This is a genomic window from Enterobacter sp. UPMP2061 (assembly GCF_053709615.1).
The window spans coordinates 1-26,140 of record NZ_JBSKJP010000021.1 but is presented as its reverse complement, the minus strand read 5'-3'; the positions used below and the strand labels follow the sequence as shown (position 1 = coordinate 26,140).

Sequence of the window (26,140 nt, the reverse complement as noted above, 5' to 3'; positions counted from 1 at the left end):
GGCTAATTAATTATCCCTGAAATAAAAAGGACGCTCCGGCGTCCTTTTTTGTTTTCTGCCGTTGGGGCATTGTCATAAAAATTCGCATTTTTTGCTTTCTCCCGCCACGTATTCCGACGCCCGCGCTATTGTAATCATAACCATTCTCACTTACACTTTGCGCATATTTTGAACGGGAGTCTTTATGTACGTTTGTTTATGTAATGGTGTAAGCGACAAAAAAATTCGTCAGGCCGTTCGCCAGTTTCAACCACAATCTTTCCAGCAGCTTCGCAAGTTTGTTCCGGTGGGAAATCAATGCGGTAAATGCGTTCGCGCAGCGCGTGAGATCATGCAGGACGAACTGATGCAGATCCCGGAATTCAAAGAGATCGCGTAAGCCTCTATCTTTTTTTTGACATCCCCGTAGCCCGATCTACGCTTCAATGAGTGGAAGCGGAGGGACTATATAATGAAAGGTGATGTTAAAATCATAAGTTATCTCAATAAATTATTGGGAAATGAGCTTGTCGCAATCAATCAGTATTTTCTCCATGCAAGAATGTTTAAAAACTGGGGACTGACTCGCCTCAACGATGTTGAATACCATGAGTCCATTGATGAAATGAAACACGCCGATAAATACATTGAGCGTATTTTATTCCTCGAAGGCATTCCTAACCTACAGGATCTCGGAAAACTGGGCATCGGAGAAGATGTCGAAGAGATGCTGCGTTCTGATCTCCGGCTGGAGCTGGAGGGTGCAAAAGATCTGCGTGAAGCCATTGCCTATGCGGACAGCGTACATGACTACGTCAGCCGCGATATGATGATCCAGATCCTGGCCGATGAAGAAGGGCACATCGACTGGCTTGAGACCGAACTGGATCTCATTAGCAAAATTGGCCTACAGAACTACCTTCAGTCTCAGATCAAAGTGGAAAGTTAATCAGGCTTTCCCAGCCAACGCATAAACCCGCTGCCGCCAGAAATGGCCCAAAAGGCAGTGGGTTTTTTAATGCCTGCTTATCAGGAGTAAACAACGAGAAAGCAACCAGATACAGCAGAGCCATTAACGCGGCCACTAATGCCAGTATTGGTAGTACACACCAGCCATGCCATGCCCCCAGCGCCGCCAGATATTTTATGTCGCCATATCCCATCCCTTCACGTCGGCAGATGAGACGGTATCCCCAATAGATAATGGCGAATCCGGCGTATCCTGCCATCGCACCCACTACCGCGCTCGGCAAAAAATCAGGATGGAGACAAAGCTGGTAGAGCAGGCCCGTCCATAGCAGCGGGCAAAGAAATTTATCGGGAAGAAGCCCCGTGCGAATATCGGTGCGAACAAGCAAGGCCGATAACGCAAAATAGATCAACAGAAAGGGGAGGGACAGTAGCATAGCGAGAGCCTCAAAATGGTTTGAGCGCATACTCGTAATAATCTGCATGCCCGGCAATGTGTAAAAACAGCAATTGCGTAGCGGCTTCATACAAAGAGTTGAGAAGGGATACTTTGCATAAAAAATTGCGCGGCCTTACGTATAGTACGTCTTTGGCGCTTAATTTCTAAACGGCACTTGCGTCTTTCTCTGATTTACGTATAATGCGCGGGCTTGTCGTAATTGACGGCGGGTTCAATCTGAACCAGAGTAGCTCACTTTGTTACTCAACAATGCTCCCAATTGGGGAGCTACGTAAGAACGGTTACACTCTCCCATCAATCGTAATGGGTTTGAGGAGTAATCATTTTCGTTTATAAAATAATTGGAGCTCTGGTCTCATGCAGAACCAAAGAATCCGTATCCGCCTTAAAGCGTTTGATCATCGTCTGATCGATCAATCAACCGCGGAAATCGTCGAGACTGCTAAGCGCACTGGTGCGCAAGTCCGTGGTCCGATCCCGCTGCCGACCCGCAAAGAGCGCTTTACCGTTCTGATCTCTCCGCACGTTAACAAAGATGCGCGTGATCAGTACGAAATCCGCACTCACAAGCGTCTGGTTGACATCGTTGAGCCAACTGAGAAAACCGTTGATGCTCTGATGCGTCTGGATCTGGCTGCCGGTGTAGACGTGCAGATCAGCCTGGGTTAATCAGGTCATCGAGCGATTGAGAGGTTGAAACAATGATTGGTTTAGTCGGTAAAAAAGTGGGTATGACCCGCATCTTCACTGAAGATGGCGTTTCTATCCCAGTAACCGTAATCGAAGTTGAAGCAAACCGCGTTACTCAGGTTAAAGATCTGGCTAACGATGGCTACCGCGCTATTCAGGTTACCACTGGTGCTAAAAAAGCTAACCGTGTAACCAAACCAGAAGCGGGTCACTTCGCTAAAGCTGGCGTTGAAGCTGGCCGTGGTCTGTGGGAATTCCGTCTTGCTGAAGGCGAAGAGTTCACCGTAGGTCAGGACATTAGCGTTGAGCTGTTTGCTGACGTTAAAAAAGTTGACGTAACCGGTACCTCTAAAGGTAAAGGTTTTGCTGGTACCGTTAAGCGCTGGAACTTCCGTACCCAGGACGCTACTCACGGTAACTCCTTGTCTCACCGCGTTCCGGGTTCTATCGGTCAGAACCAGACTCCGGGCAAAGTGTTCAAAGGCAAGAAAATGGCAGGTCAGCTGGGCAACGAACGTGTAACCGTTCAGAGCCTGGACGTAGTACGTGTTGACGCTGAGCGCAACCTGCTGCTGGTTAAAGGTGCGGTCCCGGGTGCAACCGGTAGCGACCTGATCGTTAAACCAGCTGTGAAGGCGTAAGGGGATAGCAATGGAATTAGTATTGAAAGACGCGCAGAGCGCGCTGACTGTTTCCGAAACTACCTTCGGTCGTGATTTCAACGAAGCGCTGGTTCACCAGGTTGTTGTTGCTTATGCAGCTGGTGCTCGTCAGGGTACTCGTGCTCAGAAGACTCGTGCTGAAGTAACTGGTTCAGGCAAAAAGCCATGGCGCCAGAAAGGTACCGGCCGTGCGCGTTCAGGTTCTATCAAGAGCCCGATCTGGCGTTCAGGTGGCGTGACCTTCGCTGCGCGTCCACAGGACCACAGTCAAAAAGTTAACAAAAAGATGTACCGCGGCGCGCTGAAAAGCATTCTGTCCGAACTGGTACGTCAGGATCGTCTGATCGTTGTCGAGAAGTTCTCTGTTGAAGCGCCTAAAACTAAGCTGCTGGCACAGAAACTGAAAGACATGGCTCTGGAAGATGTGCTGATCATCACCGGTGAGCTGGACGAGAACCTGTTCCTGGCCGCGCGTAACCTGCACAAGGTTGACGTACGCGACGCGACTGGTATCGACCCGGTTAGCCTGATCGCCTTCGACAAAGTCGTAATGACTGCTGATGCTGTTAAGCAAGTTGAGGAGATGCTGGCATGATTCGTGAAGAACGTCTGCTGAAGGTGCTGCGCGCACCGCACGTTTCTGAAAAAGCGTCTACTGCGATGGAAAAAACAAACACCATCGTTCTCAAAGTTGCTAAAGACGCGACCAAAGCAGAGATCAAAGCTGCTGTGCAGAAACTGTTTGAAGTCGAAGTCGAAGTCGTTAACACCCTGGTAGTTAAAGGGAAAGTTAAACGTCACGGACAGCGTATCGGTCGTCGTAGCGACTGGAAAAAAGCTTACGTCACCCTGAAAGAAGGCCAGAACCTGGACTTCGTTGGCGGCGCTGAGTAAGTCGGAGGAGTAATACAATGGCAGTTGTTAAATGTAAACCGACATCTCCGGGTCGTCGCCACGTAGTTAAAGTGGTTAACCCTGAGCTGCACAAGGGCAAACCTTTTGCTCCGTTGCTGGAAAAAAACAGCAAATCCGGTGGTCGTAACAACAATGGCCGTATCACCACTCGTCACATCGGTGGTGGCCACAAGCAGGCTTATCGTATTGTTGACTTCAAACGCAACAAAGACGGTATCCCAGCAGTTGTTGAGCGTCTTGAGTACGATCCGAACCGTTCCGCGAACATCGCGCTGGTTCTGTACAAAGATGGCGAACGCCGTTACATCCTGGCCCCTAAAGGCCTGAAAGCTGGCGACCAGATTCAGTCTGGCGTTGATGCTGCAATCAAAGCAGGCAACACCCTGCCGATGCGCAATATCCCGGTTGGTTCTACCGTTCATAACGTAGAAATGAAACCAGGTAAAGGCGGTCAGCTGGCGCGTTCCGCGGGTACTTACGTTCAGATCGTTGCGCGTGACGGTGCTTATGTCACCCTGCGTCTGCGTTCTGGTGAAATGCGTAAAGTCGAAGCAGACTGCCGCGCTACTCTGGGCGAAGTTGGCAATGCTGAGCATATGCTGCGCGTTCTGGGTAAAGCTGGTGCTGCACGCTGGCGTGGTGTTCGTCCTACCGTTCGCGGTACTGCGATGAACCCAGTCGACCACCCACATGGTGGTGGTGAAGGTCGTAACTTTGGTAAGCACCCGGTAACTCCGTGGGGCGTTCAGACCAAAGGTAAGAAGACCCGCAGCAACAAGCGTACTGATAAATTTATCGTACGTCGCCGTAGCAAATAATTTTAGAGGATAAGCCATGCCACGTTCTCTCAAGAAAGGTCCTTTTATTGACCTGCACTTGCTGAAGAAGGTAGAGAAAGCGGTGGAAAGCGGAGACAAGAAGCCCCTGCGCACTTGGTCCCGTCGTTCAACGATCTTTCCTAACATGATCGGTTTGACCATCGCTGTCCATAATGGTCGTCAGCACGTTCCAGTCTTTGTTACCGACGAAATGGTTGGTCACAAACTGGGTGAATTCGCACCGACTCGTACTTATCGCGGCCACGCTGCTGATAAAAAAGCGAAGAAGAAATAAGGTAGGAGGAAGAGATGGAAACTTTAGCTCAACATCGCCATGCTCGTTCTTCTGCACAGAAGGTTCGCCTTGTTGCTGACCTGATTCGCGGTAAGAAAGTGTCGCAGGCCCTGGACATCCTGACCTATACCAACAAGAAAGCTGCGGTATTGGTCAAGAAAGTACTGGAATCTGCCATTGCTAACGCTGAACACAACGATGGCGCTGACATCGACGATCTGAAAGTCGCGAAAATTTTCGTAGATGAAGGCCCAAGCATGAAGCGCATTATGCCGCGTGCGAAAGGTCGTGCAGATCGCATCCTGAAGCGCACCAGCCACATTACTGTGGTTGTGTCCGATCGCTGAGACTCTGGAGACTAGCAATGGGTCAGAAAGTACATCCTAATGGTATTCGCCTGGGTATTGTAAAACCATGGAACTCTACCTGGTTTGCGAACACCAAAGAATTCGCTGACAACCTGGACAGCGATTTTAAAGTACGTCAGTACCTGACTAAGGAACTGGCTAAAGCGTCTGTATCTCGTATCGTTATCGAGCGTCCAGCTAAGAGCATCCGTGTGACTATTCACACTGCTCGCCCTGGCATCGTTATCGGTAAGAAAGGCGAAGACGTAGAAAAACTGCGCAAGGTCGTAGCGGATATCGCTGGCGTTCCTGCACAGATCAATATCGCTGAAGTTCGTAAGCCTGAACTGGACGCTAAATTGGTTGCTGACAGCATCACTTCTCAGCTGGAACGTCGTGTTATGTTCCGTCGTGCTATGAAGCGTGCTGTACAGAACGCAATGCGTCTGGGCGCTAAAGGTATCAAAGTTGAAGTTAGCGGCCGTCTGGGCGGCGCGGAAATCGCACGTACCGAATGGTACCGCGAAGGTCGCGTACCGCTGCACACTCTGCGTGCTGACATCGACTACAACACCTCTGAAGCGCACACCACTTACGGTGTAATCGGCGTTAAGGTATGGATCTTCAAAGGTGAGATCCTGGGTGGTATGGCTGCTGTTGAACAACCGGAAAAACCGGCTGCTCAACCTAAAAAGCAGCAGCGTAAAGGCCGTAAATAAGGAGCGTCGCTGATGTTACAACCAAAGCGTACAAAATTCCGTAAAGTGCACAAAGGCCGCAACCGTGGTCTGGCGCAGGGTACGGATGTTAGCTTCGGCACTTTCGGTCTGAAAGCTGTTGGCCGTGGTCGTCTGACTGCACGTCAGATCGAAGCAGCACGTCGTGCAATGACCCGTGCAGTTAAGCGTCAAGGTAAGATCTGGATCCGTGTATTCCCGGACAAACCGATCACCGAGAAGCCACTGGAAGTTCGTATGGGTAAAGGTAAAGGTAACGTGGAGTACTGGGTTGCCTTGATCCAACCGGGCAAAGTCCTTTATGAAATGGACGGTGTTCCGGAAGAGCTGGCCCGTGAAGCCTTCGGCCTGGCAGCAGCGAAACTGCCTATCAAAACCACCTTTGTAACTAAGACGGTGATGTAATGAAAGCAAAAGAGCTGCGTGAAAAAAGCGTTGAAGAGCTGAACGCTGAGCTGCTGAACCTGCTGCGTGAGCAGTTCAACCTGCGTATGCAGGCTGCAAGTGGCCAGCTGCAACAGACTCACCTGCTGAAGCAAGTGCGTCGCAATGTTGCGCGCGTTAAGACTTTACTGACTCAGAAGGCGGGTGCGTAATGACCGATAAAATCCGTACTCTGCAAGGTCGTGTTGTTAGCGATAAAATGGAGAAATCCATTGTTGTAGCTATCGAACGTTTTGTGAAACACCCGATCTACGGTAAATTCATCAAGCGTACGACCAAACTGCACGTACATGACGAGAACAACGAATGTGGTATCGGCGACAAGGTTGAAATCCGTGAATGCCGTCCACTGTCCAAGACTAAGTCCTGGACGCTGGTTCGCGTTGTAGAGAAAGCGGTTCTGTAATAGAGTACGCATTCTCAATACGAATAAACGGCTCAGCGATGAGCCGTTTATTTTTTCTACCCATATTGCAGAAGCGGTGTTATAATGCCGCGCCCTCGATATGGGGCTTTTTAACGGCTCTGATTTTAGAGTCTCAGGTAGTAGTTGACATTAGCGGAGCACTAAAATGATCCAAGAACAGACTATGCTGAACGTCGCCGACAACTCCGGTGCACGTCGCGTAATGTGTATCAAGGTTCTGGGTGGCTCGCACCGTCGCTACGCAGGCGTAGGCGACATCATCAAGATCACCATCAAGGAAGCAATTCCACGTGGTAAGGTCAAAAAAGGTGATGTGCTGAAGGCGGTAGTGGTGCGCACCAAGAAGGGTGTTCGTCGCCCTGACGGTTCTGTCATTCGCTTCGATGGTAATGCATGCGTTATTTTAAACAATAACAGCGAGCAGCCTATCGGCACGCGTATCTTTGGGCCGGTAACTCGTGAACTTCGTACTGAGAAGTTCATGAAAATTATCTCTCTGGCACCAGAAGTACTCTAAGGAGCGAATCATGGCAGCGAAAATCCGTCGTGATGACGAAGTTATCGTGTTAACCGGTAAAGATAAAGGTAAACGCGGTAAAGTAAAAAATGTTCTGTCTTCCGGCAAACTTGTCGTTGAAGGTATCAACCTGGTTAAGAAACATCAGAAGCCGGTTCCGGCCCTGAACCAACCAGGCGGCATCGTTGAAAAAGAAGCTGCTATTCAGGTTTCTAACGTTGCAATCTTCAATGCGGCTACCGGCAAGGCTGACCGTGTAGGCTTTAGATTCGAAGACGGTAAAAAAGTCCGTTTCTTCAAATCTAACAGCGAAACTATCAAGTAATTTGGAGTAGTACGATGGCGAAACTGCATGATTACTACAAAGACGAAGTAGTTAACAAACTCATGACTGAGTTTAACTACAATTCTGTCATGCAAGTCCCTCGGGTCGAGAAGATCACCCTGAACATGGGTGTTGGTGAAGCGATCGCTGACAAGAAACTGCTGGATAACGCAGCAGCTGACCTGACAGCAATCTCCGGTCAAAAACCGCTGATCACCAAAGCACGCAAATCTGTTGCAGGCTTCAAAATCCGTCAGGGCTATCCGATCGGCTGTAAAGTAACTCTGCGTGGCGAACGCATGTGGGAGTTCCTTGAGCGCCTGATCACTATTGCTGTTCCACGTATCCGTGACTTCCGTGGCTTGTCCGCTAAGTCTTTCGACGGTCGTGGTAACTACAGCATGGGTGTCCGTGAGCAGATCATCTTCCCAGAAATCGACTACGATAAAGTCGACCGCGTGCGTGGTTTGGATATTACCATTACCACTACTGCGAAATCTGATGAAGAAGGCCGTGCTCTGCTGGCTGCCTTTGACTTCCCGTTCCGCAAGTAAGGTAGGGTTACTGAATGGCTAAGCAATCAATGAAAGCACGCGAAGTAAAGCGCGTAGCTTTAGCTGATAAATTCTTCGCTAAACGCGCTGAACTGAAAGCGATCATTTCTGATGTGAACGCTTCCGACGAAGATCGTTGGAATGCGGTTCTCAAGCTGCAGTCTCTGCCGCGTGATTCCAGCCCGTCTCGTCAGCGTAACCGCTGTCGTCAAACAGGTCGTCCACATGGTTATGTGGGCAAGTTTGGGTTGAGCCGTATCAAACTGCGTGAAGCCGCCATGCGCGGTGAAGTGCCAGGCTTGAAAAAGGCTAGCTGGTAATTACCAATTGAATCACGGGAGTAAAGACAGATGAGCATGCAAGATCCGATCGCGGATATGCTGACCCGTATCCGTAACGGTCAGGCCGCGAACAAAGTTGCGGTCACCATGCCTTCCGCCAAGCTGAAAGTGGCAATTGCCAACGTGCTGAAGGAAGAAGGTTTTATCGAAGATTTTAAAGTTGAAGGCGACACCAAGCCGGAACTGGAACTTACTCTCAAGTATTTCCAGGGTAAAGCTGTTGTAGAAAGCATTCAGCGTGTCAGCCGCCCAGGCCTGCGCATCTATAAGAAAAAAGATGAGCTGCCAAAAGTAATGGCTGGTCTTGGTATCGCAGTTGTTTCTACCTCTAAAGGTGTTATGACTGATCGTGCAGCGCGCCAGGCTGGTCTTGGTGGCGAAATTATCTGCTACGTAGCCTAATCGGAGGAAAGAATGTCTCGTGTTGCTAAAGCACCGGTCGTTATTCCTGCCGGCGTTGATGTAAAAATCGACGGTCAGGTTATTACGATCAAAGGTAAAAACGGCGAGCTGACTCGTACCCTCAACAATGCTGTTGAAGTTAAACATGCAGATAACGCTCTGACCTTCGGTCCACGTGATGGTTTCGTGGATGGATGGGCTCAGGCTGGTACCGCGCGTGCCCTGCTGAACTCAATGGTTGTTGGTGTTACCGAAGGCTTCACTAAAAAGCTTCAGCTGGTTGGTGTAGGTTATCGTGCAGCTATCAAAGGGAATGCAGTAGGCCTGTCTCTGGGCTTCTCACACCCTGTTGAGCATCCGCTGCCGGCCGGTATCACTGCAGAATGCCCGACTCAGACTGAAATCGTGCTGAAAGGCGCTGATAAACAGCTGATCGGTCAGGTTGCAGCAGATCTGCGCGCCTACCGTCGTCCTGAGCCTTATAAAGGCAAGGGTGTTCGTTACGCCGACGAAGTCGTGCGTACCAAAGAGGCTAAGAAGAAGTAAGGTAACACTATGGATAAGAAATCTGCTCGTATCCGTCGTGCGACCCGCGCACGCCGCAAGCTCAAAGAGCTGGGTGCAACTCGCCTGGTGGTACATCGTACCCCGCGTCATATTTACGCACAGGTAATTGCACCGAACGGTTCTGAAGTTCTGGTAGCTGCTTCTACTGTAGAAAAAGCTATCTCAGAACAATTGAAGTATACCGGTAACAAAGACGCCGCAGCAGCTGTAGGTAAAGCTGTCGCTGAACGCGCTCTGGAAAAAGGCATCAGCAATGTTTCCTTTGACCGTTCCGGGTTCCAATATCATGGTCGTGTCCAGGCACTGGCAGATGCTGCCCGTGAAGCTGGCCTTCAGTTCTAAGGTAGAGGTGTAAGATGGCTCACATCGAAAAACAGGCTGGCGAACTGCAGGAAAAGCTGATCGCGGTAAACCGCGTATCTAAAACCGTTAAAGGTGGTCGTATTTTCTCCTTCACAGCTCTGACTGTAGTGGGTGATGGTAACGGTCGCGTTGGTTTTGGTTACGGTAAAGCGCGTGAAGTTCCAGCAGCGATCCAGAAAGCGATGGAAAAAGCCCGTCGCAATATGATTAACGTCGCGCTGAACAACGGTACCCTGCAACACCCAGTTAAAGGTGTTCACACGGGTTCTCGTGTATTCATGCAGCCAGCTTCCGAAGGTACCGGTATCATCGCCGGTGGTGCAATGCGCGCCGTTCTGGAAGTTGCTGGAGTTCATAACGTTCTGGCTAAAGCATATGGTTCCACCAACCCGATCAACGTGGTTCGTGCAACTATTGATGGCCTGGAAAATATGAATTCTCCAGAAATGGTCGCTGCCAAGCGTGGTAAATCCGTTGAAGAAATTCTGGGGTAATTGACCATGGCAAAGACTATTAAAATCACTCAAACCCGCAGTGCAATCGGTCGTCTGCCGAAACACAAGGCAACGCTGCTTGGCCTGGGTCTGCGTCGTATTGGTCATACCGTTGAGCGCGAGGATACTCCTGCTGTTCGTGGTATGGTCAACGCGGTTTACTTCATGGTTAAAGTTGAGGAGTAAGAGATGCGTTTAAATACTCTGTCTCCGGCCGAAGGCTCTAAAAAGGCGGGTAAACGCCTGGGTCGTGGTATCGGTTCTGGCCTCGGCAAAACCGGTGGTCGTGGTCACAAAGGTCAGAATTCTCGTTCTGGCGGTGGCGTACGTCGCGGTTTCGAGGGTGGCCAGATGCCACTGTACCGTCGTCTGCCGAAGTTCGGCTTCACCTCTCGCAAAGCAGCGATCACAGCGGAAATCCGTCTGTCTGACCTGGCGAAAGTTGAAGGCGGCGTTGTAGACCTGAACACGCTGAAAGCGGCTAACATTATCGGTATCCAGATCGAGTTCGCGAAAGTGATCTTGGCTGGTGAAGTTTCTACTCCGGTAACTGTTCGTGGCCTGCGTGTTACTAAAGGTGCTCGTGCTGCTATCGAAGCTGCTGGCGGTAAAATTGAGGAATAAGTAGCAGATGGCTAAGCAACCGGGATTAGATTTTCAAAGTGCCAAAGGTGGATTTGGCGAGCTGAAACGCAGACTGCTGTTTGTAATCGGCGCGCTGATTGTGTTCCGTATTGGCTCTTTTATTCCGATCCCTGGTATTGATGCCGCTGTACTTGCCAAACTGCTTGAGCAACAGCGAGGCACCATCATTGAAATGTTCAACATGTTCTCTGGTGGTGCTCTCAGCCGTGCTTCTATTTTCGCACTGGGTATTATGCCGTACATTTCGGCATCGATTATTATCCAGCTGCTGACGGTCGTTCATCCGGCCCTGGCAGAGTTGAAGAAAGAAGGGGAGTCTGGACGTCGTAAGATTAGCCAGTACACCCGTTACGGCACTCTGGTGCTGGCAATATTCCAGTCGATCGGTATTGCTACCGGTCTTCCGAATATGCCTGGTATGCAGGGCCTGGTATTAAACCCAGGCTTTGCATTCTATTTCACCGCTGTTGTAAGTCTGGTCACAGGGACCATGTTCCTGATGTGGCTCGGCGAACAGATTACTGAACGAGGTATCGGTAACGGTATCTCAATCATTATCTTCGCCGGTATCGTTGCGGGTCTCCCGCCGGCCATCGCCCATACTATCGAGCAAGCGCGTCAAGGCGACCTGCACTTCCTCCTGTTGCTGTTGGTTGCAGTATTAGTATTTGCAGTGACGTTCTTTGTTGTCTTCGTTGAACGTGGTCAACGCCGCATTGTGGTGAACTACGCTAAACGTCAGCAGGGTCGTCGTGTCTATGCTGCACAGAGCACACATTTACCGCTGAAAGTGAATATGGCGGGGGTTATCCCGGCTATCTTCGCTTCCAGTATTATTCTGTTCCCGGCAACCATCGCGTCATGGTTCGGGGGCGGTACTGGTTGGAACTGGCTGACAACAATTTCGCTGTATTTGCAGCCTGGGCAACCACTTTATGTGTTACTCTATGCGTCTGCGATCATCTTCTTCTGTTTCTTCTACACGGCGTTGGTCTTCAACCCGCGTGAAACAGCAGATAACCTGAAGAAGTCCGGTGCATTTGTACCAGGAATTCGTCCGGGAGAGCAAACGGCGAAGTATATCGATAAAGTAATGACTCGCCTGACTTTGGTTGGTGCGCTTTATATTACTTTTATCTGCCTGATCCCGGAGTTCATGCGTGATGCAATGAAAGTACCGTTCTACTTCGGTGGGACCTCACTGCTTATCGTTGTGGTCGTGATTATGGACTTTATGGCTCAAGTGCAAACTCTGATGATGTCCAGTCAGTATGAGTCTGCATTGAAGAAGGCGAACCTGAAAGGCTACGGCCGCTAACTGGTCGCCTGAGAAGTTACGGAGAGTAAAAATGAAAGTTCGTGCTTCCGTCAAGAAATTATGCCGTAACTGCAAAATCGTTAAGCGTGATGGTGTCATCCGTGTGATTTGCAGTGCCGAGCCGAAGCATAAACAGCGCCAAGGCTGATTATTTCGCATATTTTTCTTGCAAAGTTGGGTTGAGCTGGCTAGATTAGCCAGCCAATCTTTTGTATGTCTGTACGTTTCCATTTGAGTATCCTGAAAACGGGCTTTTCAGCATGGTGCGTACATATTAAATAGTAGGAGTGCATAGTGGCCCGTATAGCAGGCATTAACATTCCTGATCAGAAACATGCTGTGATCGCATTAACTTCGATCTATGGCGTCGGCAAGACCCGTTCTAAAGCCATTCTGGCTGCAGCGGGTATCGCTGAAGATGTTAAGATCAGTGAGCTGTCTGAAGAACAAATCGACACGCTGCGTGACGAAGTTGCCAAATTTGTCGTTGAAGGTGATCTGCGCCGTGAAATCAGCATGAGCATCAAGCGCCTGATGGATCTTGGTTGCTATCGCGGTTTGCGTCATCGTCGTGGTCTGCCAGTGCGCGGTCAGCGTACTAAGACCAACGCACGTACCCGTAAGGGTCCGCGCAAACCGATCAAGAAATAATCGGGGTGATTGAATAATGGCAAAGGCACCAGTTCGTGCACGTAAACGTGTAAGAAAACAAGTCTCTGACGGCGTGGCTCATATCCATGCTTCTTTCAACAACACCATCGTTACTATTACTGATCGTCAGGGTAACGCATTGGGTTGGGCAACAGCCGGTGGTTCCGGTTTCCGTGGTTCTCGCAAATCCACTCCGTTCGCAGCTCAGGTTGCAGCAGAGCGTTGCGCTGAAGCCGTAAAAGAATACGGCATCAAGAATCTGGAAGTTATGGTTAAAGGTCCGGGTCCGGGTCGTGAATCTACTGTTCGCGCTCTGAACGCCGCTGGTTTCCGCATCACGAATATTACTGATGTGACTCCGATCCCTCATAACGGTTGTCGTCCGCCGAAAAAACGTCGCGTATAACGCTCGTTTTTTAGGTTAGTTGGAGATAGAAAATGGCAAGATATTTGGGTCCTAAGCTCAAGCTGAGCCGTCGTGAGGGCACCGACTTATTCCTTAAGTCTGGCGTTCGCGCGATCGATACCAAGTGTAAAATTGAACAAGCTCCTGGCCAGCACGGTGCGCGTAAACCGCGTCTGTCTGACTATGGTGTGCAGTTGCGTGAAAAGCAAAAAGTTCGCCGTATCTACGGTGTGCTGGAGCGTCAGTTCCGTAACTACTATAAAGAAGCAGCACGTCTGAAAGGCAACACAGGTGAAAACCTGCTGGCTCTGCTGGAAGGTCGTCTGGACAACGTTGTATACCGTATGGGCTTCGGCGCGACTCGTGCTGAATCACGCCAGCTGGTTAGCCATAAAGCAATCATGGTAAACGGTCGTGTTGTTAACATCGCTTCTTATCAGGTTAAAGCGAATGACGTTGTTAGCATTCGTGAGAAAGCGAAAAAGCAATCTCGCGTGAAAGCCGCTCTGGAGCTGGCTGAGCAGCGTGAAAAGCCAACCTGGCTGGAAGTTGATGCTGGCAAGATGGAAGGTACGTTCAAGCGTCAGCCAGAACGTTCTGATCTGTCTGCGGACATTAACGAACACCTGATCGTCGAGCTTTACTCCAAGTAAAGCTTAGTACCAAAGAGAGGACACAATGCAGGGTTCTGTGACAGAGTTTCTAAAACCGCGCCTGGTAGATATCGAGCAAGTGAGTTCGACGCACGCCAAGGTGACCCTTGAGCCTTTAGAGCGTGGCTTTGGCCATACTCTGGGTAACGCACTGCGCCGTATTCTGCTCTCATCGATGCCGGGTTGCGCGGTGACCGAGGTTGAGATTGATGGTGTACTTCATGAGTACAGCACCAAAGAAGGCGTTCAGGAAGATATCCTTGAAATCCTGCTCAACCTGAAAGGGCTGGCGGTGAGAGTTCAGGGTAAAGATGAAGTTATTCTTACTCTGAATAAATCTGGCATTGGCCCTGTGACTGCAGCCGACATCACCCACGACGGTGATGTTGAAATCGTCAAGCCGCAGCACGTGATCTGCCACCTGACCGATGAGAACGCAGCTATTAGCATGCGTATCAAAGTTCAGCGCGGTCGTGGTTATGTGCCGGCTTCTGCCCGAATTCATTCGGAAGAAGATGAGCGCCCAATCGGCCGTCTGCTGGTCGACGCATGTTACAGCCCTGTAGAGCGTATTGCCTACAATGTTGAAGCAGCGCGTGTAGAACAGCGTACCGACCTGGACAAGCTGGTCATCGAAATGGAAACCAATGGCACAATCGATCCTGAAGAGGCGATTCGTCGTGCGGCAACCATCCTGGCAGAACAACTGGAAGCTTTCGTTGACTTACGTGATGTACGTCAGCCGGAAGTGAAAGAAGAGAAACCAGAATTCGATCCGATCCTGCTGCGCCCTGTTGACGATCTGGAATTGACTGTCCGCTCTGCTAACTGCCTCAAGGCAGAAGCTATCCACTATATCGGTGATCTGGTACAGCGTACCGAGGTTGAGTTGCTGAAAACGCCGAACCTGGGTAAAAAATCTCTTACCGAGATTAAAGACGTGCTGGCTTCACGTGGTCTGTCTCTGGGCATGCGCCTGGAAAACTGGCCACCGGCAAGCATTGCTGACGAGTAACCGGATCACAGGTTAAGGTTTTACTGAGAAGGATAAGGTCATGCGCCATCGTAAGAGTGGTCGTCAACTGAACCGCAACAGCAGCCATCGCCAGGCTATGTTCCGCAACATGGCAGGTTCACTGGTTCGTCATGAAATCATCAAGACGACCCTGCCTAAAGCGAAAGAGCTGCGTCGCGTAGTTGAGCCGCTGATTACTCTTGCCAAGACTGACAGCGTTGCTAATCGTCGTCTGGCATTCGCCCGTACTCGTGATAACGAGATCGTGGCAAAACTGTTTAACGAACTGGGCCCGCGTTTCGCGAGCCGTGCCGGTGGTTACACTCGCATTCTGAAGTGTGGCTTCCGTGCAGGCGACAACGCGCCGATGGCTTACATCGAGCTGGTTGATCGTTCAGAGAAAGCAGAAGCTGCTGCAGAGTAATCTGTAGTAACGTAAAAAAACCCGCCTCGGCGGGTTTTTTTATATCCGCAGAATCTCCACTTATCTACAATGTCTGTATCTTTTCTGCTCATCCCCTGGAGTTCATTATGTGGTTGCTCGATCAGTGGGCTGAACGCCATATTTGCGATGCCCAAAACAAAGGCGAGTTCGAAAATCTTCCCGGCAGCGGTGAGCCGCTGATTCTGGACGATGATTCACATATTCCACCTGAATTACGCGCCGGTTATCGCTTACTGAAAAACGCAGGTTGTTTACCGCCTGAACTTCAGCAACGCAATGAAGCCGTCGAGCTTGCCGATCTGCTTAAAGGCATTCATAAGAATGACCCACGGTACTCCGAAATCAGTCGTCGGTTGGCGCTCATCGAGCTAAAACTGCGCCAGACGGGAATGAGTACTGACTTTTTACATGGTGAGTACAGTGAAAGGTTAATGCAAAAAATAAACGAGGAGTAGCCATGTACCGCATAGGTGAACTTGCGAAGCTTGCTAACGTAACGCCGGATACTATCCGCTACTACGAAAAACAGCAGATGATCGATCATGAGGTCAGAACGGAAGGTGGATTTCGCCTTTATACGGATAACGACCTGCAACGCCTTCGTTTTATCCGCTATGCACGGCAACTCGGCTTCACGCTGGAGTCGATCCGTGAACTGCTGTCGATCCGTATCGATCCTGAACATCATACGTGTCAGGAATCTAAAAGCATCGTTCAGGCCCGGCTGGATGAAGTTGAAGGACGCATTCAGGAGCTGCAAGCCATGCAGCGATCTCTGCAAAGGTTAAATGACGCGTGCTGCGGTACTGCTCACAGCAGTGTTTATTGCTCAATACTGGAAGCACTTGAACAGGGTGCCAGTAGTGAAACTCAGGGTTGTTGATTTTTTATCAGCCAGGGACTAGACTCCCGCCGACATTAACTATGCTCAGGAGAAATGATGAGCCGCTATCAGCATACTAAGGGACAAATTAAGGATAACGCCATTGAGGCATTGCTTCACGACCCGCTTTTCAGACAGCGAGTTGAGAAGAACAAGAAAGGAAAAGGGAGTTATTTACGTAAAGGTAAACATGCACAACGGGGTAACTGGGAGGCCAGTGGCAAGCAAGCTAATCGCTTTTTTACCACTGGCCTTTTTGTTTCTGTCGCCTGATTAAACGCGGTTATTCTGCTCTTTTAACAGATCGCGAATTTCAGTCAGTAAGACTTCTTCTTTAGTGGGTGCTGGCGGGGCAGCAGCCGGTTCTTCTTTTTTACGGTTAAGTCTGTTGATAAGTTTGATCGCCATGAAAATGGCAAATGCCACGATCACGAAATCAAATACGTTCTGAATGAATACGCCATAGTGCATTACAACCGCAGGGATATCGCCCTGAGCTTCCCGTAGGGTGAAGGCGAATTGTTTGAAATCAATGCCTCCAATCAACAGTCCTAACGGCGGCATAATAATGTCGGCGACTAATGATGAAACGATCTTACCGAACGCCGCACCAATAATGACACCCACAGCCAAATCCACCACATTCCCGCGCATCGCAAATTCGCGAAACTCTTTAATAAAACTCATTATGTTCTCCTTGTGCCAGCTGACGCCTATAAGTTTAACAAATGATTAGCTAATTGCCATTGGGGATAAATAATCGTTATGAAAAATAAAAGGCATGAAAATTAGAAGGTTAATATTTGGGTGCTCTTGTCTGAGCACCCAAATCATTACAGGAAGAACGGGCTTGGCTGGAATAAACGCTCGACGTCGGTAATAAATTTTTTATCGGTCAGGAACATAATAACGTGGTCACCCTGCTCGATACGTAAATTATCATTGGCGATCATCACATCGTTACCTCGCACTACGGCGCCGATAATGGTGCCTGGTGGAAGTTTAATTTCATCTATCGCACGACCAACAACGCGCGACGTCGTTTCATCCCCGTGAGCGACGGCTTCAATGGCTTCAGCAACACCACGACGAAGAGACGACACGCCGACAATATCCGCTTTACGCACATGGCTTAGCAGGGCAGAAATGGTGGCTTGCTGAGGTGAAATAGCAATATCAATTACGCTACCCTGCACCAGGTCGACATAAGCCTTACGCTGGATAAGCACCATTACTTTTTTCGCCCCCATACGTTTAGCGAGCATGGCGGACATAATATTCGCTTCGTCGTCGTTGGTGACGGCAATAAAAAGATCAACCTGATCGATATGCTCTTCGGCCAGCAATTCCTGATCCGAAGCATCGCCATAAAACACGATAGTATTCTGAAGCTTTTCAGCCAGCTCCGACGCGCGCTGTTGATCTCGTTCGATCAGCTTCACGCTGTAGTCTTTTTCCAGCCGTCTCGCCAGACCTGCGCCAATATTACCGCCGCCAACCAGCATAATACGTTTATACGGTTTTTCGAGACGCTGAAGTTCACTCATCACCGCACGGATATGCTGAGAAGCCGCAATAAAGAAGACTTCATCCCCGGCTTCGACAATAGTGGAACCTTGCGGACGAATAGGTCTGTCGTGACGGAAAATCGCCGCAACACGCGTATCGATATGTGGCATATGCTCGCGCATTGTCGACAGGGCATTACCAATCAGCGGGCCGCCGTAATAAGCCTTCACAACCGCCAGGCTTACTTTTCCTTCAGCAAAGTTCACAACCTGCAACGCGCCCGGGTACTCAATCAGACGATAAATACTGTCGATAACCAGCTGTTCAGGCGCAATAAGATGGTCGATAGGTACTGCTTCGGAATTAAACAGCTTTTCCGCATCCCGGACATAGTCCGGGGAGCGAATACGGGCGATGCGGTTCGGTGTGTTGAAAAGCGAGTAGGCCACCTGACATGCAACCATGTTGGTTTCATCAGAACTGGTTACTGCAACCAGCATGTCGGCATCGTCCGCGCCCGCCTCCCGAAGCACGCGTGGATGCGAGCCGTGCCCCTGTACAACACGAAGATCAAACTTGTCCTGCAAAACGCGCAGGCGATCGCCATTGGTATCCACAATGGTGATATCGTTGTTTTCGCCCACGAGATTTTCCGCCAGCGTTCCGCCAACTTGCCCTGCGCCCAGAATGATAATTTTCATCTTTCGTGACCTGTTCTCAACATCACTCTTTGATTAGCTTAGCGTAAAAGAAGCCATCACCCTCTTCTGCGCCCGGCAGGTTTTGCAGACCCGGGTGCTCAGGCGTCCCCGTATCATGCAGCGTCGCGTCCGGGGTGCGTTTCAGGAAAGCCGCAATTTGCTGACTGTTCTCTTCCGGAAGAACAGAGCAGGTTGCATATACCAGGGTTCCGCCGGGTTTGAGATGCGGCCAGATGGCATCCAGAATTTCGGATTGCAACTGGGCAAGCTCCTTGATATCACGATCGCGACGCAGCCATTTGATATCGGGATGACGACGAATCACGCCAGTTGCTGAGCAAGGGGCGTCCAGCAAAATACGATCGAACCTGGTATCACCACACCAGTCTGCGGGTTTACGTCCATCGCCTTGCTTAACCTGAGCTTTCATACCCAGACGCTTGAGGTTGTCATAGACGCGTGAAAGACGCTGCTCATCAACATCCACGGCCATCACGCTGGCCTGCGGCGCCACTTCCAGAATGTGCGTTGTTTTCCCCCCTGGCGCTGCACAGAGATCAAGGATCTGCTCCCCGTCTTTCGGTTCAAGCCAGGTCATGCAGCCCTGAGCGGATGCGTCCTGTACCGTTACCCAGCCCTCTTCAAAACCGGGTAATGCATGTACCGGTGCAGGGGAGGCTAAACGTACCGCATCAGGATAAGCAGCGTGTGTGAAGCCGCTCATTCCGGCCTCTTCCAGCAGGGCCAGCCATGCGTCGCGGGTATGATGGTTACGATTGACGCGTAACCACATCGGCGGACGTTGGTTATTGGCATCCACAATGTCTTGCCATTGCTGAGGGTAGGCTTTTTTAAGGCGATTCAGCAGCCATTCAGGATGCAGGAAGCGCGCTTCGCTTTGCGCAAATTCTGCCAGCAGTTCGTCCTGCTGACGCTGGAACTGACGCAGCACGCCGTTAATCAATCCTTTCAGCTGGGGACGTTTAATCGCAACGGCACCCTCCACTGTCTCAGCCAGCGCAGCATGAGGTGGAATGCGGGTATGAAGAAGCTGGTAAAAACCGACCATGATCAAATAATGCACGGTACGCTGCTTGCCGCTCATCGGGCGTGACATCAGCTTATTAATTAACCACTCAAGCTGAGAGAGGGTGCGCAGCACGCCAAAGCACAGCTCCTGAAGCAGGGCTTTGTCTTTATCGGAAACCTTTTGTTGCAGTGGAGGCAGGACATTACTCAGTGACTGGCCCTGCTCGATAACCTGCTCAACGGCCTGAGCCGCCATAGTGCGTAGATTTTGTCTTTTCATAACCGTAAAAATAAAAATGCCCGGAAACACCGGGCCTTAAGAGTAAATTTGTTCAGGCAAGGCGATTGCCAGGGATGAACCATTCACGACGAGAATTTAATAGATCCTGCGCGCTCATTGCCTTTTTACCGGCCGGTTGCAGCGATTCAAGATTCAGGATCCCTTCTCCGGTCGCAACCTGGATACCGTTTTTGCTGGCGTCGATAATCGTACCGGGCTCTGCCGAAGTATTGCCGTTAATTACTGAAGCTTTCCAGACTTTCACTGGCTGCTCATCAATCATCAACCAGCTCATCGGCCACGGATTAAAGGCGCGGATGCAGCGTTCGAGTTGAGCTGCTGACAGGGACCAGTCGATCCGGGCTTCTTCTTTACTCAGTTTTTCAGCATAGGTCACCTGTGCCTCATCCTGCACTTCAGGTGTCGCTGTATTGTCAGCAAGCTGTTGCAGCGTCTCAATCAGCCCCTGTGGGCCGAGATCCGCCAGCTTGTCATACAGCGTGGCGCTGGTATCTCCTGCGGTGATGGGACACGCCAGTTTATACAGCATGTCGCCCGTGTCTAAACCTACGTCCATCTTCATGATTGTCACGCCAGTTTCAGCATCGCCTGCCCACAGAGCGCGCTGAATAGGGGCTGCACCACGCCAGCGTGGGAGCAAAGAACCATGAACGTTAACACAGCCCAGGCGGGGCATATCGAGTACCGCTTTCGGCAGAATGAGGCCGTAAGCCACAACTACCATCACGTCAGCGTTCAGATCTGCCACTAACTGCTGGTTTTCCTGAGGTCGTAATGACGCAGGCTGGAATACCGGTAAACCATGCGTTTCTGCCAGCACTTTAACCGGGCCAGGCATCAGTTTTTTACCGCGGCCAGCCGGACGGTCCGGCTGAGTAAATACGCCAACAATCTGATGACCAGACGATAGCAGCGCGTCGAGATGACGCGCTGCAAAATCAGGGGTACCCGCGAAGATTATACGTAGTGATGTAGACACGTTATTCCTTGTATCCGGGGGGCGTTAAGCGCGAGAACGCAAACGATCCAGTTTCTCAACTTTCTGACGAATACGCTGTTGCTTCAGTGGTGAGAGGTAATCGATAAACAGTTTACCGACCAGGTGATCCATCTCATGCTGAATGCAAATCGCCAGCAGATCGTCGGCTTCCAGCTCAAACGGATTGCCGTCACGATCCAGTGCGCGGATTTTAACTTTTTCGGCACGTGGCACCAAAGCGCGCTGTTCAGGGATAGACAGACAGCCTTCCTCAATACCTGTTTCGCCGCTTTTTTCCAGCAGCTCAGGGTTGATCAGCACCAGGCGCTCATCGCGATTTTCAGAAACGTCGATCACAATAATACGTTTGTGAATGTCTACCTGGGTCGCGGCAAGGCCAATGCCTTCTTCAGCGTACATGGTATCGAACATATCATCGACGATACGCTGAATTTCTGCATTCACTTCTTTAACCGGTTCCGCGACGATGCGAAGGCGCTCGTCAGGAATATGTAACACTTGCAAAACTGCCATAAATTTCCAGAGTCGTGTTCAGGAGTTGATAAGAATATTACTTCTATTCTAGACAAATCCCCGGTCGATTGACAGCATCAGTGACCAATCGCAAAGATTGCTGAGGCTGCTTATGGCAGAGAAAAGGATGACGTCCACAGAGATATGGTTACGGCTTATAAACATCGGGTCGTTATACGGTGACGCGATGCTGGAGATTGCGCAGAGGCTGCTTCGCCAGGCAACCGTCGATGCTGAAGCTGTCAACGCGTCAGGGCTTTCGCCCAAACATGCCGTAAAGTTTTTTTCGTTCAGTGAGAGTGAGCTTGAACGTAGTCTGGAATGGCTGGAACACACCGACAACCACCTTCTCACAGCGGATGATCCTCGCTTTCCGCCATTGTTACGTTCTATACCTGATTTTCCCGGGGCGCTATTTGTGCGAGGCCGCGTTGACGTGCTTAATAGCATGCAGCTTGCGGTTGTGGGCAGCCGTGCGCCCTCGTGGTATGGCGAGCGGTGGGGGAAAATGCTGAGTGAACAGCTGTCCCAATGTGGCTTTACGATCACCAGTGGCCTGGCTTGCGGCATCGATGGTGTGGCACATCATGCGGCGTTGTCAGCAAAAGGGCGAAGTGTCGCTGTGCTTGGCAATGGTCTTTTTAGTCTCTATCCGCGTCGTCATCACATTCTGGCTGAGCAACTTATCGCTTCAGAGGGGGCGATAGTGTCTGAGTTTTCACTTTCGACATCGCCCAGACCGGGTAACTTTCCACGGCGTAACCGGATCATCAGTGGGTTAAGCCAGGGCGTGCTGGTGGTCGAAGCTGCGATTCGGAGTGGATCGCTGGTTACCGCAAGGTGCGCACTGGAGCAGGGGCGTGAAGTTTTTGCGCTACCCGGCCCGTTGGGGAACCCTGGCTGCGAAGGCCCTCACTGGCTGATAAAACAGGGGGCGACGCTGGTGACCTGTAAAGAGGATATCCTGGAAAATTTGCAGTATGGATTGCATTGGTTGCAGGATGATCTCCAAAAGCGACATATTTCATCGGATCAGGAGGCAGTAGCATTGCCATTTCCCAAGCTCCTGGCTAACGTAGGAGATGAGGTAACACCTGTTGACGTTGTCGCTGAACGTGCCGGCCAACCTGTGCCAGTAACGGTAGCACAGCTACTCGAACTGGAGTTAGCAGGGTGGATCGCAGCTGTACCCGGCGGCTATGTCCGATTAAGGAGGGCATGCCATGTTCGACGTACTGATGTATTTGTTTGAGACTTACATCCACAACGAAGCAGAAATGCAGGTGGATCAGGACAAATTAACACGGGATCTGACCGACGCAGGTTTTGAGCGGGAAGATATTTATAATGCGTTGATGTGGCTGGATAAGTTGGCTGATTATCAGGACGGCCTCGCCGAACCGATGCAGCTTGCTTCTGACCCATTGTCTGTGCGCATCTATACAGCTGAAGAGTGTGAAAGGCTGGATGCCAGCTGCCGGGGATTCATTTTATTCCTCGAGCAGATTCAGGTGCTAAACCTCGAAACGAGAGAGATGGTGATAGAGCGCGTCATGGCGCTGGATACTGCTGAGTTTGAACTGGAAGATCTCAAATGGGTGATCCTGATGGTTCTGTTCAACATCCCAGGCTGTGAAAATGCCTATCAGCAAATGGAAGAATTACTCTTTGAAGTGAATGAAGGTATGCTGCATTAATTCTATGTGCAGCAACAAGAGTTGTTATGGCCAAATCAGCACTCTTCACGGTGCATAAAAACGAGCCCTGCCCACAGTGTGGGGCTGAACTTGTTATTCGGTCCGGGAAACACGGTCCGTTTCTCGGTTGTTCACACTATCCGGAATGTGATTATGTCCGTCCCCTGAAAAGCCAGGCGGACGGACATATCGTCAAAATTCTGGAGGGACAGCTTTGTCCACTCTGTGGCGGCGAACTGGCGCTGCGGCAGGGGCGGTTCGGGATGTTTATCGGATGCAGCCGCTATCCGGAATGTGAACATACGGAACAAATTGATAAACCAGATGAAACGGCAATTGCCTGCCCTCAGTGCCAGCGTGGTCAATTGGTGCAGCGCCGCTCTCGTTATGGCAAGACCTTCCATTCGTGCGATCGCTATCCTGAATGTCAGTTCGTTATCAATTTCAAACCAGTAGCGGGCGTCTGCCCTCATTGCGATTATCCGTTACTTATAGAAAAGAAAACCGCGCAAGGCTTGAAACGCTTTTGCGCCAGTAAACAATGTGGAAAGCCGGTTTCGGCGGATCAAATCAGTGAATAATAACCTGCCATCAGGCTCCATCGCGCAGGCGGTGGACATCCTGAAAAAAGAAGAAGTCATCGCCTATCCAACAGAAGCCGTTTTCGGGGTCGGGTGCGATCCTGACAGCGAAGTCGCCGTTAATCGTCTGCTGGCGCTAAAACAGCGGCCTGTCGAAAAAGGATTGATTTTAATCGCTGCGAACTACGCGCAGCTTAAGCCTTATATTGATGATTCCATGCTGACGCCTGCACAGCGGGAAACCATTTTCTCTGCGTGGCCTGGTCCCGTGACGTTTGTTTTCCCTGCACAACCGACAACGCCGCGTTGGTTAACCGGGCGTTTCGATTCACTCGCGGTACGCGTTACCGACCATCCGCTGGTGGTGGAGTTATGCCAGGCATTTGGTAAACCTCTGGTTTCAACCAGCGCCAACCTGACCGGGCTTCCTCCTTGTCGGACAACTGAAGAAGTTCTGGCGCAGTTCGGGAGTGATTTCCCGGTAGCCGTCGGTGAAACCGGTGGCCGTCTTAACCCATCAGAAATTCGCGATGCCTTGACCGGCGAACGTTTTCGCCAGGGATAATGTTATGGAAACCTATGCTGTTTTTGGTAACCCGATCGCGCACAGCAAGTCGCCTCTGATCCATCAGCTGTTTGCAGAGCAGTTGCAGATAGATCACCCGTATGGTCGGGTTCTTGCGCCTGTTGATGCATTTATACCGACGCTGAATAGCTTTTTTGATGCGGGTGGTAAAGGTGCGAACGTCACGGTGCCTTTTAAAGAAGAGGCTTTCGGGCGCGCGGATGAGCTGACCGAGCGTGCCTCGCTCGCTGGTGCCGTCAATACCCTTAAGCGGCTTGAAGATGGTCGCCTTCTTGGCGATAACACCGATGGCATAGGTTTACTCAGCGATCTGGAGCGACTGTCGTTTATTAAACCAGGATTTCGGATCCTGCTGATCGGCGCGGGTGGTGCGTCGCGCGGCGTATTGCTTCCTCTTCTTTCGCTGGATTGTGCGGTGACAATCACCAACCGTACTTTCTCCAGAGCAGAAGAGCTGGCGGCGTTGTTCGCACACACAGGCAGCGTAACTGCGGTAGCACTTGACGATCTCGCGGGTCACGAATTTGATCTTGTGATTAATGCCACCTCAAGCGGTATTAATGGAGAGATCCCGGCGATTCCTGCATCCCTGGTTCATTCCCACATCTACGCCTATGACATGTTTTATCAAAAAGGGAATACACCATTTCTGACCTGGTGCGAACAACATGGGGCAAAACACATGGCTGATGGTCTGGGCATGCTGGTGGGGCAGGCGGCTCATGCGGTGCTACTCTGGCATGGCGTGTTACCTGCTGTAGAACCGGTGATCGAAACGCTGAAACAGGAACTGATGGCATGAATCAGGCGATTCATTTTCCCGACAGAGAAATCTGGGATGAAAATAAGCAAGCGGTTTGTTTCCCGGTGCTGGTGCAGGGAATGCAGCTCACCTGTGCGATTAAAGGGGAGACGTTGCTTCAGCGCTTTGGTGGTTCAGATCCGTTAGCGGTCTTTTGCGAAAATCGCTGGGATCTGGAAGAGGAAGCCAGCGATTTGATCCGCGATCAGCAGGAAGACGATCAGGGCTGGGTCTGGTTATCCTGATCCAGATAGTCATTCTTCCATTTAACGTAATTGTTCGCTGAGTATTTCAATCCTTCGATCTCCGCCTCTTTTAGGGGGCGGATCTGTTTAACCGGACTGCCTAGATAGAGATAGCCACTTTCCAGGCGTTTGTTTTGCGGAACAAGGCTTCCTGCGCCAATCATTACGTCATCTTCTACTATGACGCCATCCAGCAAAATCGATCCCATCCCAACGAGAACCCTGTTACCGATTGTGCAGCCGTGGAGCATCACTTTATGACCGACCGTAACATCTTCTCCAATGATGAGCGGATTGCCCTCAGGGTTATAAGATGACTTATGAGTCACATGCAGCACGCTGCCGTCCTGAATATTGGTGCGTGCACCGATTGCAACGTAGTTAACATCGCCCCGGATCGCGACGAGTGGCCAGATGCTGACATCATCGGCCATGCGAACATCACCAATGACCACGCTGCTGGCATCGATCATCACGCGATCGCCTTTTTGGGGGAACAGATCTTTATAAGGACGTAATACTGCAAACATATCTACCTCGATACAGATGAGCGCTATTAAAAAAGACTTTGATCGTATTCCTGGATCGAGGCAAGGCAAAATGCGTCAATTTTTAAGCGGATCGGATGGGTTTTCAGCGAAAAGCACGGAAAATCATCAGTTGGAAAAAAAGATCTAAAAAATACTTGTGCTAAAAACTGGGATCCCTATAATGCGCCTCCATCGACACGGCGGATGTGAATCACTTCACAGACAACCCGGTCGGCTGAAGAGAAAAAATCCTGAAATAACGGGTTGACTCTGAAAGAGGAAAGCGTAATATACGCCACCTCGCGACAGAGCGCTGAAGCGCGT

46 protein-coding genes are annotated in these 26,140 nt (G+C 50.5%); 39 read left to right on the top strand and 7 right to left on the bottom strand.

The features are described from left to right. Positions 1-184: 184 nt before the first annotated feature. Together bfd and bfr are read left to right on the top strand one after the other, a co-directional pair. On the top strand, positions 185-379 hold the full coding sequence (bfd, locus tag ACWKXX_RS22295) for a bacterioferritin-associated ferredoxin (RefSeq protein ID WP_003863268.1): 195 nt from the start codon (positions 185-187) through the stop codon (positions 377-379). Positions 380-451: 72 nt separating this feature from the next. Further along, positions 452-928, top strand: a complete 477-nt coding sequence (gene bfr, locus ACWKXX_RS22290) for a bacterioferritin (protein WP_003863270.1) — start codon at positions 452-454, stop codon at positions 926-928. Here the strand turns inward: bfr and ACWKXX_RS22285 are convergent. Beyond that, on the bottom strand, positions 912-1,385 hold the full coding sequence (locus ACWKXX_RS22285; RefSeq protein ID WP_017693881.1) for a prepilin peptidase: 474 nt from the start codon (positions 1,383-1,385) through the stop codon (positions 912-914). The genes bfr and ACWKXX_RS22285 overlap by 17 nt on opposite strands. A gap of 380 nt (positions 1,386-1,765) precedes the next feature. On the opposite strand from ACWKXX_RS22285, the gene rpsJ reads away from it, so the two are divergent. The 31 genes from rpsJ (at position 1,766) to ACWKXX_RS22130 (ending at position 16,595) form a co-directional block, all read left to right on the top strand. Then, the gene (gene rpsJ / locus ACWKXX_RS22280; RefSeq protein WP_001181005.1) at positions 1,766-2,077 is read left to right on the top strand and encodes a 30S ribosomal protein S10; all 312 of its coding nucleotides are present in this window, start codon (positions 1,766-1,768) and stop codon (positions 2,075-2,077) included. 32 nt (positions 2,078-2,109) lie between these two features. Then, on the top strand, positions 2,110-2,739 hold the full coding sequence (gene rplC, locus ACWKXX_RS22275; protein ID WP_003863274.1) for a 50S ribosomal protein L3: 630 nt from the start codon (positions 2,110-2,112) through the stop codon (positions 2,737-2,739). 10 nt (positions 2,740-2,749) lie between these two features. Next, the gene (gene rplD / locus ACWKXX_RS22270; RefSeq protein WP_000424395.1) at positions 2,750-3,355 is read left to right on the top strand and encodes a 50S ribosomal protein L4; all 606 of its coding nucleotides are present in this window, start codon (positions 2,750-2,752) and stop codon (positions 3,353-3,355) included. Further along, positions 3,352-3,654, top strand: coding sequence for a 50S ribosomal protein L23 (gene rplW / locus ACWKXX_RS22265; protein WP_000617546.1), 303 nt, complete (start codon positions 3,352-3,354; stop codon positions 3,652-3,654). The genes rplD and rplW overlap by 4 nt, the downstream gene beginning before the upstream one ends. A gap of 17 nt (positions 3,655-3,671) precedes the next feature. After that, positions 3,672-4,493, top strand: a complete 822-nt coding sequence (gene rplB / locus ACWKXX_RS22260; protein WP_000301859.1) for a 50S ribosomal protein L2 — start codon at positions 3,672-3,674, stop codon at positions 4,491-4,493. A 16-nt stretch (positions 4,494-4,509) separates the two neighbouring features. Further along, a complete protein-coding gene (rpsS, locus tag ACWKXX_RS22255; protein WP_001138117.1) occupies positions 4,510-4,788 on the top strand; it encodes a 30S ribosomal protein S19 in 279 nt (92 codons plus the stop codon). Positions 4,789-4,802: 14 nt separating this feature from the next. Further along, complete coding sequence (gene rplV / locus ACWKXX_RS22250) at positions 4,803-5,135, top strand: 50S ribosomal protein L22 (RefSeq protein WP_002919773.1); 333 nt, start codon at positions 4,803-4,805, stop codon at positions 5,133-5,135. Between the two features lie 17 nt (positions 5,136-5,152). Further along, entirely contained in the window at positions 5,153-5,854 is a 702-nt protein-coding gene (rpsC, locus tag ACWKXX_RS22245) for a 30S ribosomal protein S3 (RefSeq protein ID WP_000529945.1), read from the top strand. A gap of 12 nt (positions 5,855-5,866) precedes the next feature. Then, positions 5,867-6,277, top strand: a complete 411-nt coding sequence (rplP, locus tag ACWKXX_RS22240; RefSeq protein ID WP_002919759.1) for a 50S ribosomal protein L16 — start codon at positions 5,867-5,869, stop codon at positions 6,275-6,277. Further along, a complete protein-coding gene (gene rpmC / locus ACWKXX_RS22235; RefSeq protein WP_003863282.1) occupies positions 6,277-6,468 on the top strand; it encodes a 50S ribosomal protein L29 in 192 nt (63 codons plus the stop codon). The genes rplP and rpmC overlap by 1 nt, the downstream gene beginning before the upstream one ends. After that, complete coding sequence (gene rpsQ / locus ACWKXX_RS22230; protein WP_002438707.1) at positions 6,468-6,722, top strand: 30S ribosomal protein S17; 255 nt, start codon at positions 6,468-6,470, stop codon at positions 6,720-6,722. The genes rpmC and rpsQ overlap by 1 nt, the downstream gene beginning before the upstream one ends. 166 nt (positions 6,723-6,888) lie before the next feature. After that, positions 6,889-7,260 carry a 50S ribosomal protein L14 gene (gene rplN, locus ACWKXX_RS22225; RefSeq protein ID WP_002919748.1) on the top strand — a complete coding sequence of 124 codons (372 nt, stop codon included), beginning with the start codon at positions 6,889-6,891 and terminating at the stop codon, positions 7,258-7,260. Between the two features lie 10 nt (positions 7,261-7,270). Then, the gene (gene rplX / locus ACWKXX_RS22220) at positions 7,271-7,585 is read left to right on the top strand and encodes a 50S ribosomal protein L24 (RefSeq protein WP_003863287.1); all 315 of its coding nucleotides are present in this window, start codon (positions 7,271-7,273) and stop codon (positions 7,583-7,585) included. Positions 7,586-7,599: 14 nt separating this feature from the next. After that, positions 7,600-8,139, top strand: coding sequence for a 50S ribosomal protein L5 (gene rplE, locus ACWKXX_RS22215; protein WP_003863290.1), 540 nt, complete (start codon positions 7,600-7,602; stop codon positions 8,137-8,139). Between the two features lie 14 nt (positions 8,140-8,153). Beyond that, positions 8,154-8,459 carry a 30S ribosomal protein S14 gene (gene rpsN / locus ACWKXX_RS22210; protein WP_003863291.1) on the top strand — a complete coding sequence of 102 codons (306 nt, stop codon included), beginning with the start codon at positions 8,154-8,156 and terminating at the stop codon, positions 8,457-8,459. A gap of 30 nt (positions 8,460-8,489) precedes the next feature. After that, positions 8,490-8,882, top strand: coding sequence for a 30S ribosomal protein S8 (gene rpsH / locus ACWKXX_RS22205; protein WP_006178918.1), 393 nt, complete (start codon positions 8,490-8,492; stop codon positions 8,880-8,882). Positions 8,883-8,894: 12 nt separating this feature from the next. Continuing rightward, a complete protein-coding gene (gene rplF / locus ACWKXX_RS22200) occupies positions 8,895-9,428 on the top strand; it encodes a 50S ribosomal protein L6 (protein ID WP_006178917.1) in 534 nt (177 codons plus the stop codon). 9 nt (positions 9,429-9,437) lie between these two features. Next, positions 9,438-9,791 (top strand): 50S ribosomal protein L18, encoded by a 354-nt coding sequence (rplR, locus tag ACWKXX_RS22195; RefSeq protein ID WP_003863297.1) that lies wholly within the window; start codon positions 9,438-9,440, stop codon positions 9,789-9,791. Positions 9,792-9,805: 14 nt separating this feature from the next. After that, positions 9,806-10,306: a 30S ribosomal protein S5 gene (rpsE, locus tag ACWKXX_RS22190; RefSeq protein WP_003863299.1), complete on the top strand. Its 501-nt coding sequence runs from the start codon at positions 9,806-9,808 to the stop codon at positions 10,304-10,306. Positions 10,307-10,312: 6 nt separating this feature from the next. Beyond that, positions 10,313-10,492, top strand: a complete 180-nt coding sequence (rpmD, locus tag ACWKXX_RS22185; protein ID WP_003863301.1) for a 50S ribosomal protein L30 — start codon at positions 10,313-10,315, stop codon at positions 10,490-10,492. A gap of 3 nt (positions 10,493-10,495) precedes the next feature. Continuing rightward, the gene (gene rplO / locus ACWKXX_RS22180; protein WP_003863304.1) at positions 10,496-10,930 is read left to right on the top strand and encodes a 50S ribosomal protein L15; all 435 of its coding nucleotides are present in this window, start codon (positions 10,496-10,498) and stop codon (positions 10,928-10,930) included. Positions 10,931-10,937: 7 nt separating this feature from the next. Then, on the top strand, positions 10,938-12,269 hold the full coding sequence (secY, locus tag ACWKXX_RS22175; protein ID WP_003863305.1) for a preprotein translocase subunit SecY: 1,332 nt from the start codon (positions 10,938-10,940) through the stop codon (positions 12,267-12,269). Between the two features lie 31 nt (positions 12,270-12,300). Continuing rightward, complete coding sequence (gene rpmJ, locus ACWKXX_RS22170) at positions 12,301-12,417, top strand: 50S ribosomal protein L36 (RefSeq protein ID WP_000868187.1); 117 nt, start codon at positions 12,301-12,303, stop codon at positions 12,415-12,417. 146 nt (positions 12,418-12,563) lie between these two features. Beyond that, positions 12,564-12,920 carry a 30S ribosomal protein S13 gene (rpsM, locus tag ACWKXX_RS22165; protein ID WP_003863308.1) on the top strand — a complete coding sequence of 119 codons (357 nt, stop codon included), beginning with the start codon at positions 12,564-12,566 and terminating at the stop codon, positions 12,918-12,920. A gap of 16 nt (positions 12,921-12,936) precedes the next feature. Then, complete coding sequence (gene rpsK, locus ACWKXX_RS22160; protein WP_003863312.1) at positions 12,937-13,326, top strand: 30S ribosomal protein S11; 390 nt, start codon at positions 12,937-12,939, stop codon at positions 13,324-13,326. Between the two features lie 32 nt (positions 13,327-13,358). After that, positions 13,359-13,979, top strand: coding sequence for a 30S ribosomal protein S4 (gene rpsD / locus ACWKXX_RS22155; RefSeq protein WP_003863314.1), 621 nt, complete (start codon positions 13,359-13,361; stop codon positions 13,977-13,979). 25 nt (positions 13,980-14,004) lie between these two features. After that, a complete protein-coding gene (locus ACWKXX_RS22150) occupies positions 14,005-14,994 on the top strand; it encodes a DNA-directed RNA polymerase subunit alpha (RefSeq protein ID WP_002919219.1) in 990 nt (329 codons plus the stop codon). A gap of 40 nt (positions 14,995-15,034) precedes the next feature. Further along, positions 15,035-15,418, top strand: a complete 384-nt coding sequence (rplQ, locus tag ACWKXX_RS22145; RefSeq protein WP_001216368.1) for a 50S ribosomal protein L17 — start codon at positions 15,035-15,037, stop codon at positions 15,416-15,418. A gap of 107 nt (positions 15,419-15,525) precedes the next feature. Next, positions 15,526-15,894 carry a DnaJ family domain-containing protein gene (locus tag ACWKXX_RS22140; RefSeq protein ID WP_047728799.1) on the top strand — a complete coding sequence of 123 codons (369 nt, stop codon included), beginning with the start codon at positions 15,526-15,528 and terminating at the stop codon, positions 15,892-15,894. A gap of 2 nt (positions 15,895-15,896) precedes the next feature. Next, entirely contained in the window at positions 15,897-16,322 is a 426-nt protein-coding gene (gene zntR, locus ACWKXX_RS22135) for a Zn(2+)-responsive transcriptional regulator (RefSeq protein WP_003863328.1), read from the top strand. A 57-nt stretch (positions 16,323-16,379) separates the two neighbouring features. Further along, positions 16,380-16,595 (top strand): alternative ribosome-rescue factor A, encoded by a 216-nt coding sequence (locus tag ACWKXX_RS22130; RefSeq protein WP_047728802.1) that lies wholly within the window; start codon positions 16,380-16,382, stop codon positions 16,593-16,595. Here ACWKXX_RS22130 and mscL read toward each other — a convergent pair whose 3' ends face one another. The 5 genes from mscL to def all read right to left on the bottom strand — a co-directional run bounded on the left by mscL (position 16,596) and on the right by def (position 21,375). Next, entirely contained in the window at positions 16,596-17,009 is a 414-nt protein-coding gene (mscL, locus tag ACWKXX_RS22125) for a large-conductance mechanosensitive channel protein MscL (RefSeq protein ID WP_003863335.1), read from the bottom strand. It lies immediately after the preceding gene. A gap of 146 nt (positions 17,010-17,155) precedes the next feature. Next, positions 17,156-18,532, bottom strand: coding sequence for a Trk system potassium transporter TrkA (trkA, locus tag ACWKXX_RS22120; RefSeq protein ID WP_003863337.1), 1,377 nt, complete (start codon positions 18,530-18,532; stop codon positions 17,156-17,158). A 22-nt stretch (positions 18,533-18,554) separates the two neighbouring features. Then, positions 18,555-19,841 carry a 16S rRNA (cytosine(967)-C(5))-methyltransferase RsmB gene (gene rsmB / locus ACWKXX_RS22115; RefSeq protein WP_026080642.1) on the bottom strand — a complete coding sequence of 429 codons (1,287 nt, stop codon included), beginning with the start codon at positions 19,839-19,841 and terminating at the stop codon, positions 18,555-18,557. 52 nt (positions 19,842-19,893) lie between these two features. Further along, entirely contained in the window at positions 19,894-20,841 is a 948-nt protein-coding gene (gene fmt, locus ACWKXX_RS22110; protein WP_017383727.1) for a methionyl-tRNA formyltransferase, read from the bottom strand. Between the two features lie 24 nt (positions 20,842-20,865). Further along, a complete protein-coding gene (gene def, locus ACWKXX_RS22105; protein WP_006812188.1) occupies positions 20,866-21,375 on the bottom strand; it encodes a peptide deformylase in 510 nt (169 codons plus the stop codon). A gap of 127 nt (positions 21,376-21,502) precedes the next feature. On the opposite strand from def, the gene dprA reads away from it, so the two are divergent. From dprA to ACWKXX_RS22075, 6 genes are read left to right on the top strand one after another with little or no spacing between them, the layout of a single operon-like run. Continuing rightward, entirely contained in the window at positions 21,503-22,627 is a 1,125-nt protein-coding gene (gene dprA / locus ACWKXX_RS22100) for a DNA-protecting protein DprA (protein ID WP_017693885.1), read from the top strand. Continuing rightward, positions 22,599-23,072 carry a DUF494 family protein Smg gene (gene smg, locus ACWKXX_RS22095; RefSeq protein ID WP_000460665.1) on the top strand — a complete coding sequence of 158 codons (474 nt, stop codon included), beginning with the start codon at positions 22,599-22,601 and terminating at the stop codon, positions 23,070-23,072. Before dprA ends, smg begins: the two co-directional genes overlap by 29 nt. Positions 23,073-23,098: 26 nt before the next feature. Further along, positions 23,099-23,653: a DNA topoisomerase family protein gene (locus tag ACWKXX_RS22090; protein WP_017383725.1), complete on the top strand. Its 555-nt coding sequence runs from the start codon at positions 23,099-23,101 to the stop codon at positions 23,651-23,653. Continuing rightward, complete coding sequence (gene tsaC / locus ACWKXX_RS22085) at positions 23,646-24,218, top strand: L-threonylcarbamoyladenylate synthase type 1 TsaC (protein WP_047728808.1); 573 nt, start codon at positions 23,646-23,648, stop codon at positions 24,216-24,218. Before ACWKXX_RS22090 ends, tsaC begins: the two co-directional genes overlap by 8 nt. A gap of 4 nt (positions 24,219-24,222) precedes the next feature. Next, entirely contained in the window at positions 24,223-25,041 is an 819-nt protein-coding gene (gene aroE / locus ACWKXX_RS22080) for a shikimate dehydrogenase (protein WP_261665957.1), read from the top strand. Then, positions 25,038-25,286 carry a DUF1488 family protein gene (locus ACWKXX_RS22075; protein ID WP_047728812.1) on the top strand — a complete coding sequence of 83 codons (249 nt, stop codon included), beginning with the start codon at positions 25,038-25,040 and terminating at the stop codon, positions 25,284-25,286. The genes aroE and ACWKXX_RS22075 overlap by 4 nt, the downstream gene beginning before the upstream one ends. Here the strand turns inward: ACWKXX_RS22075 and ACWKXX_RS22070 are convergent. Next, positions 25,262-25,816 (bottom strand): gamma carbonic anhydrase family protein, encoded by a 555-nt coding sequence (locus ACWKXX_RS22070; RefSeq protein WP_003863357.1) that lies wholly within the window; start codon positions 25,814-25,816, stop codon positions 25,262-25,264. The genes ACWKXX_RS22075 and ACWKXX_RS22070 overlap by 25 nt on opposite strands. Between the last annotated feature and the right edge of the window lie 324 nt (positions 25,817-26,140).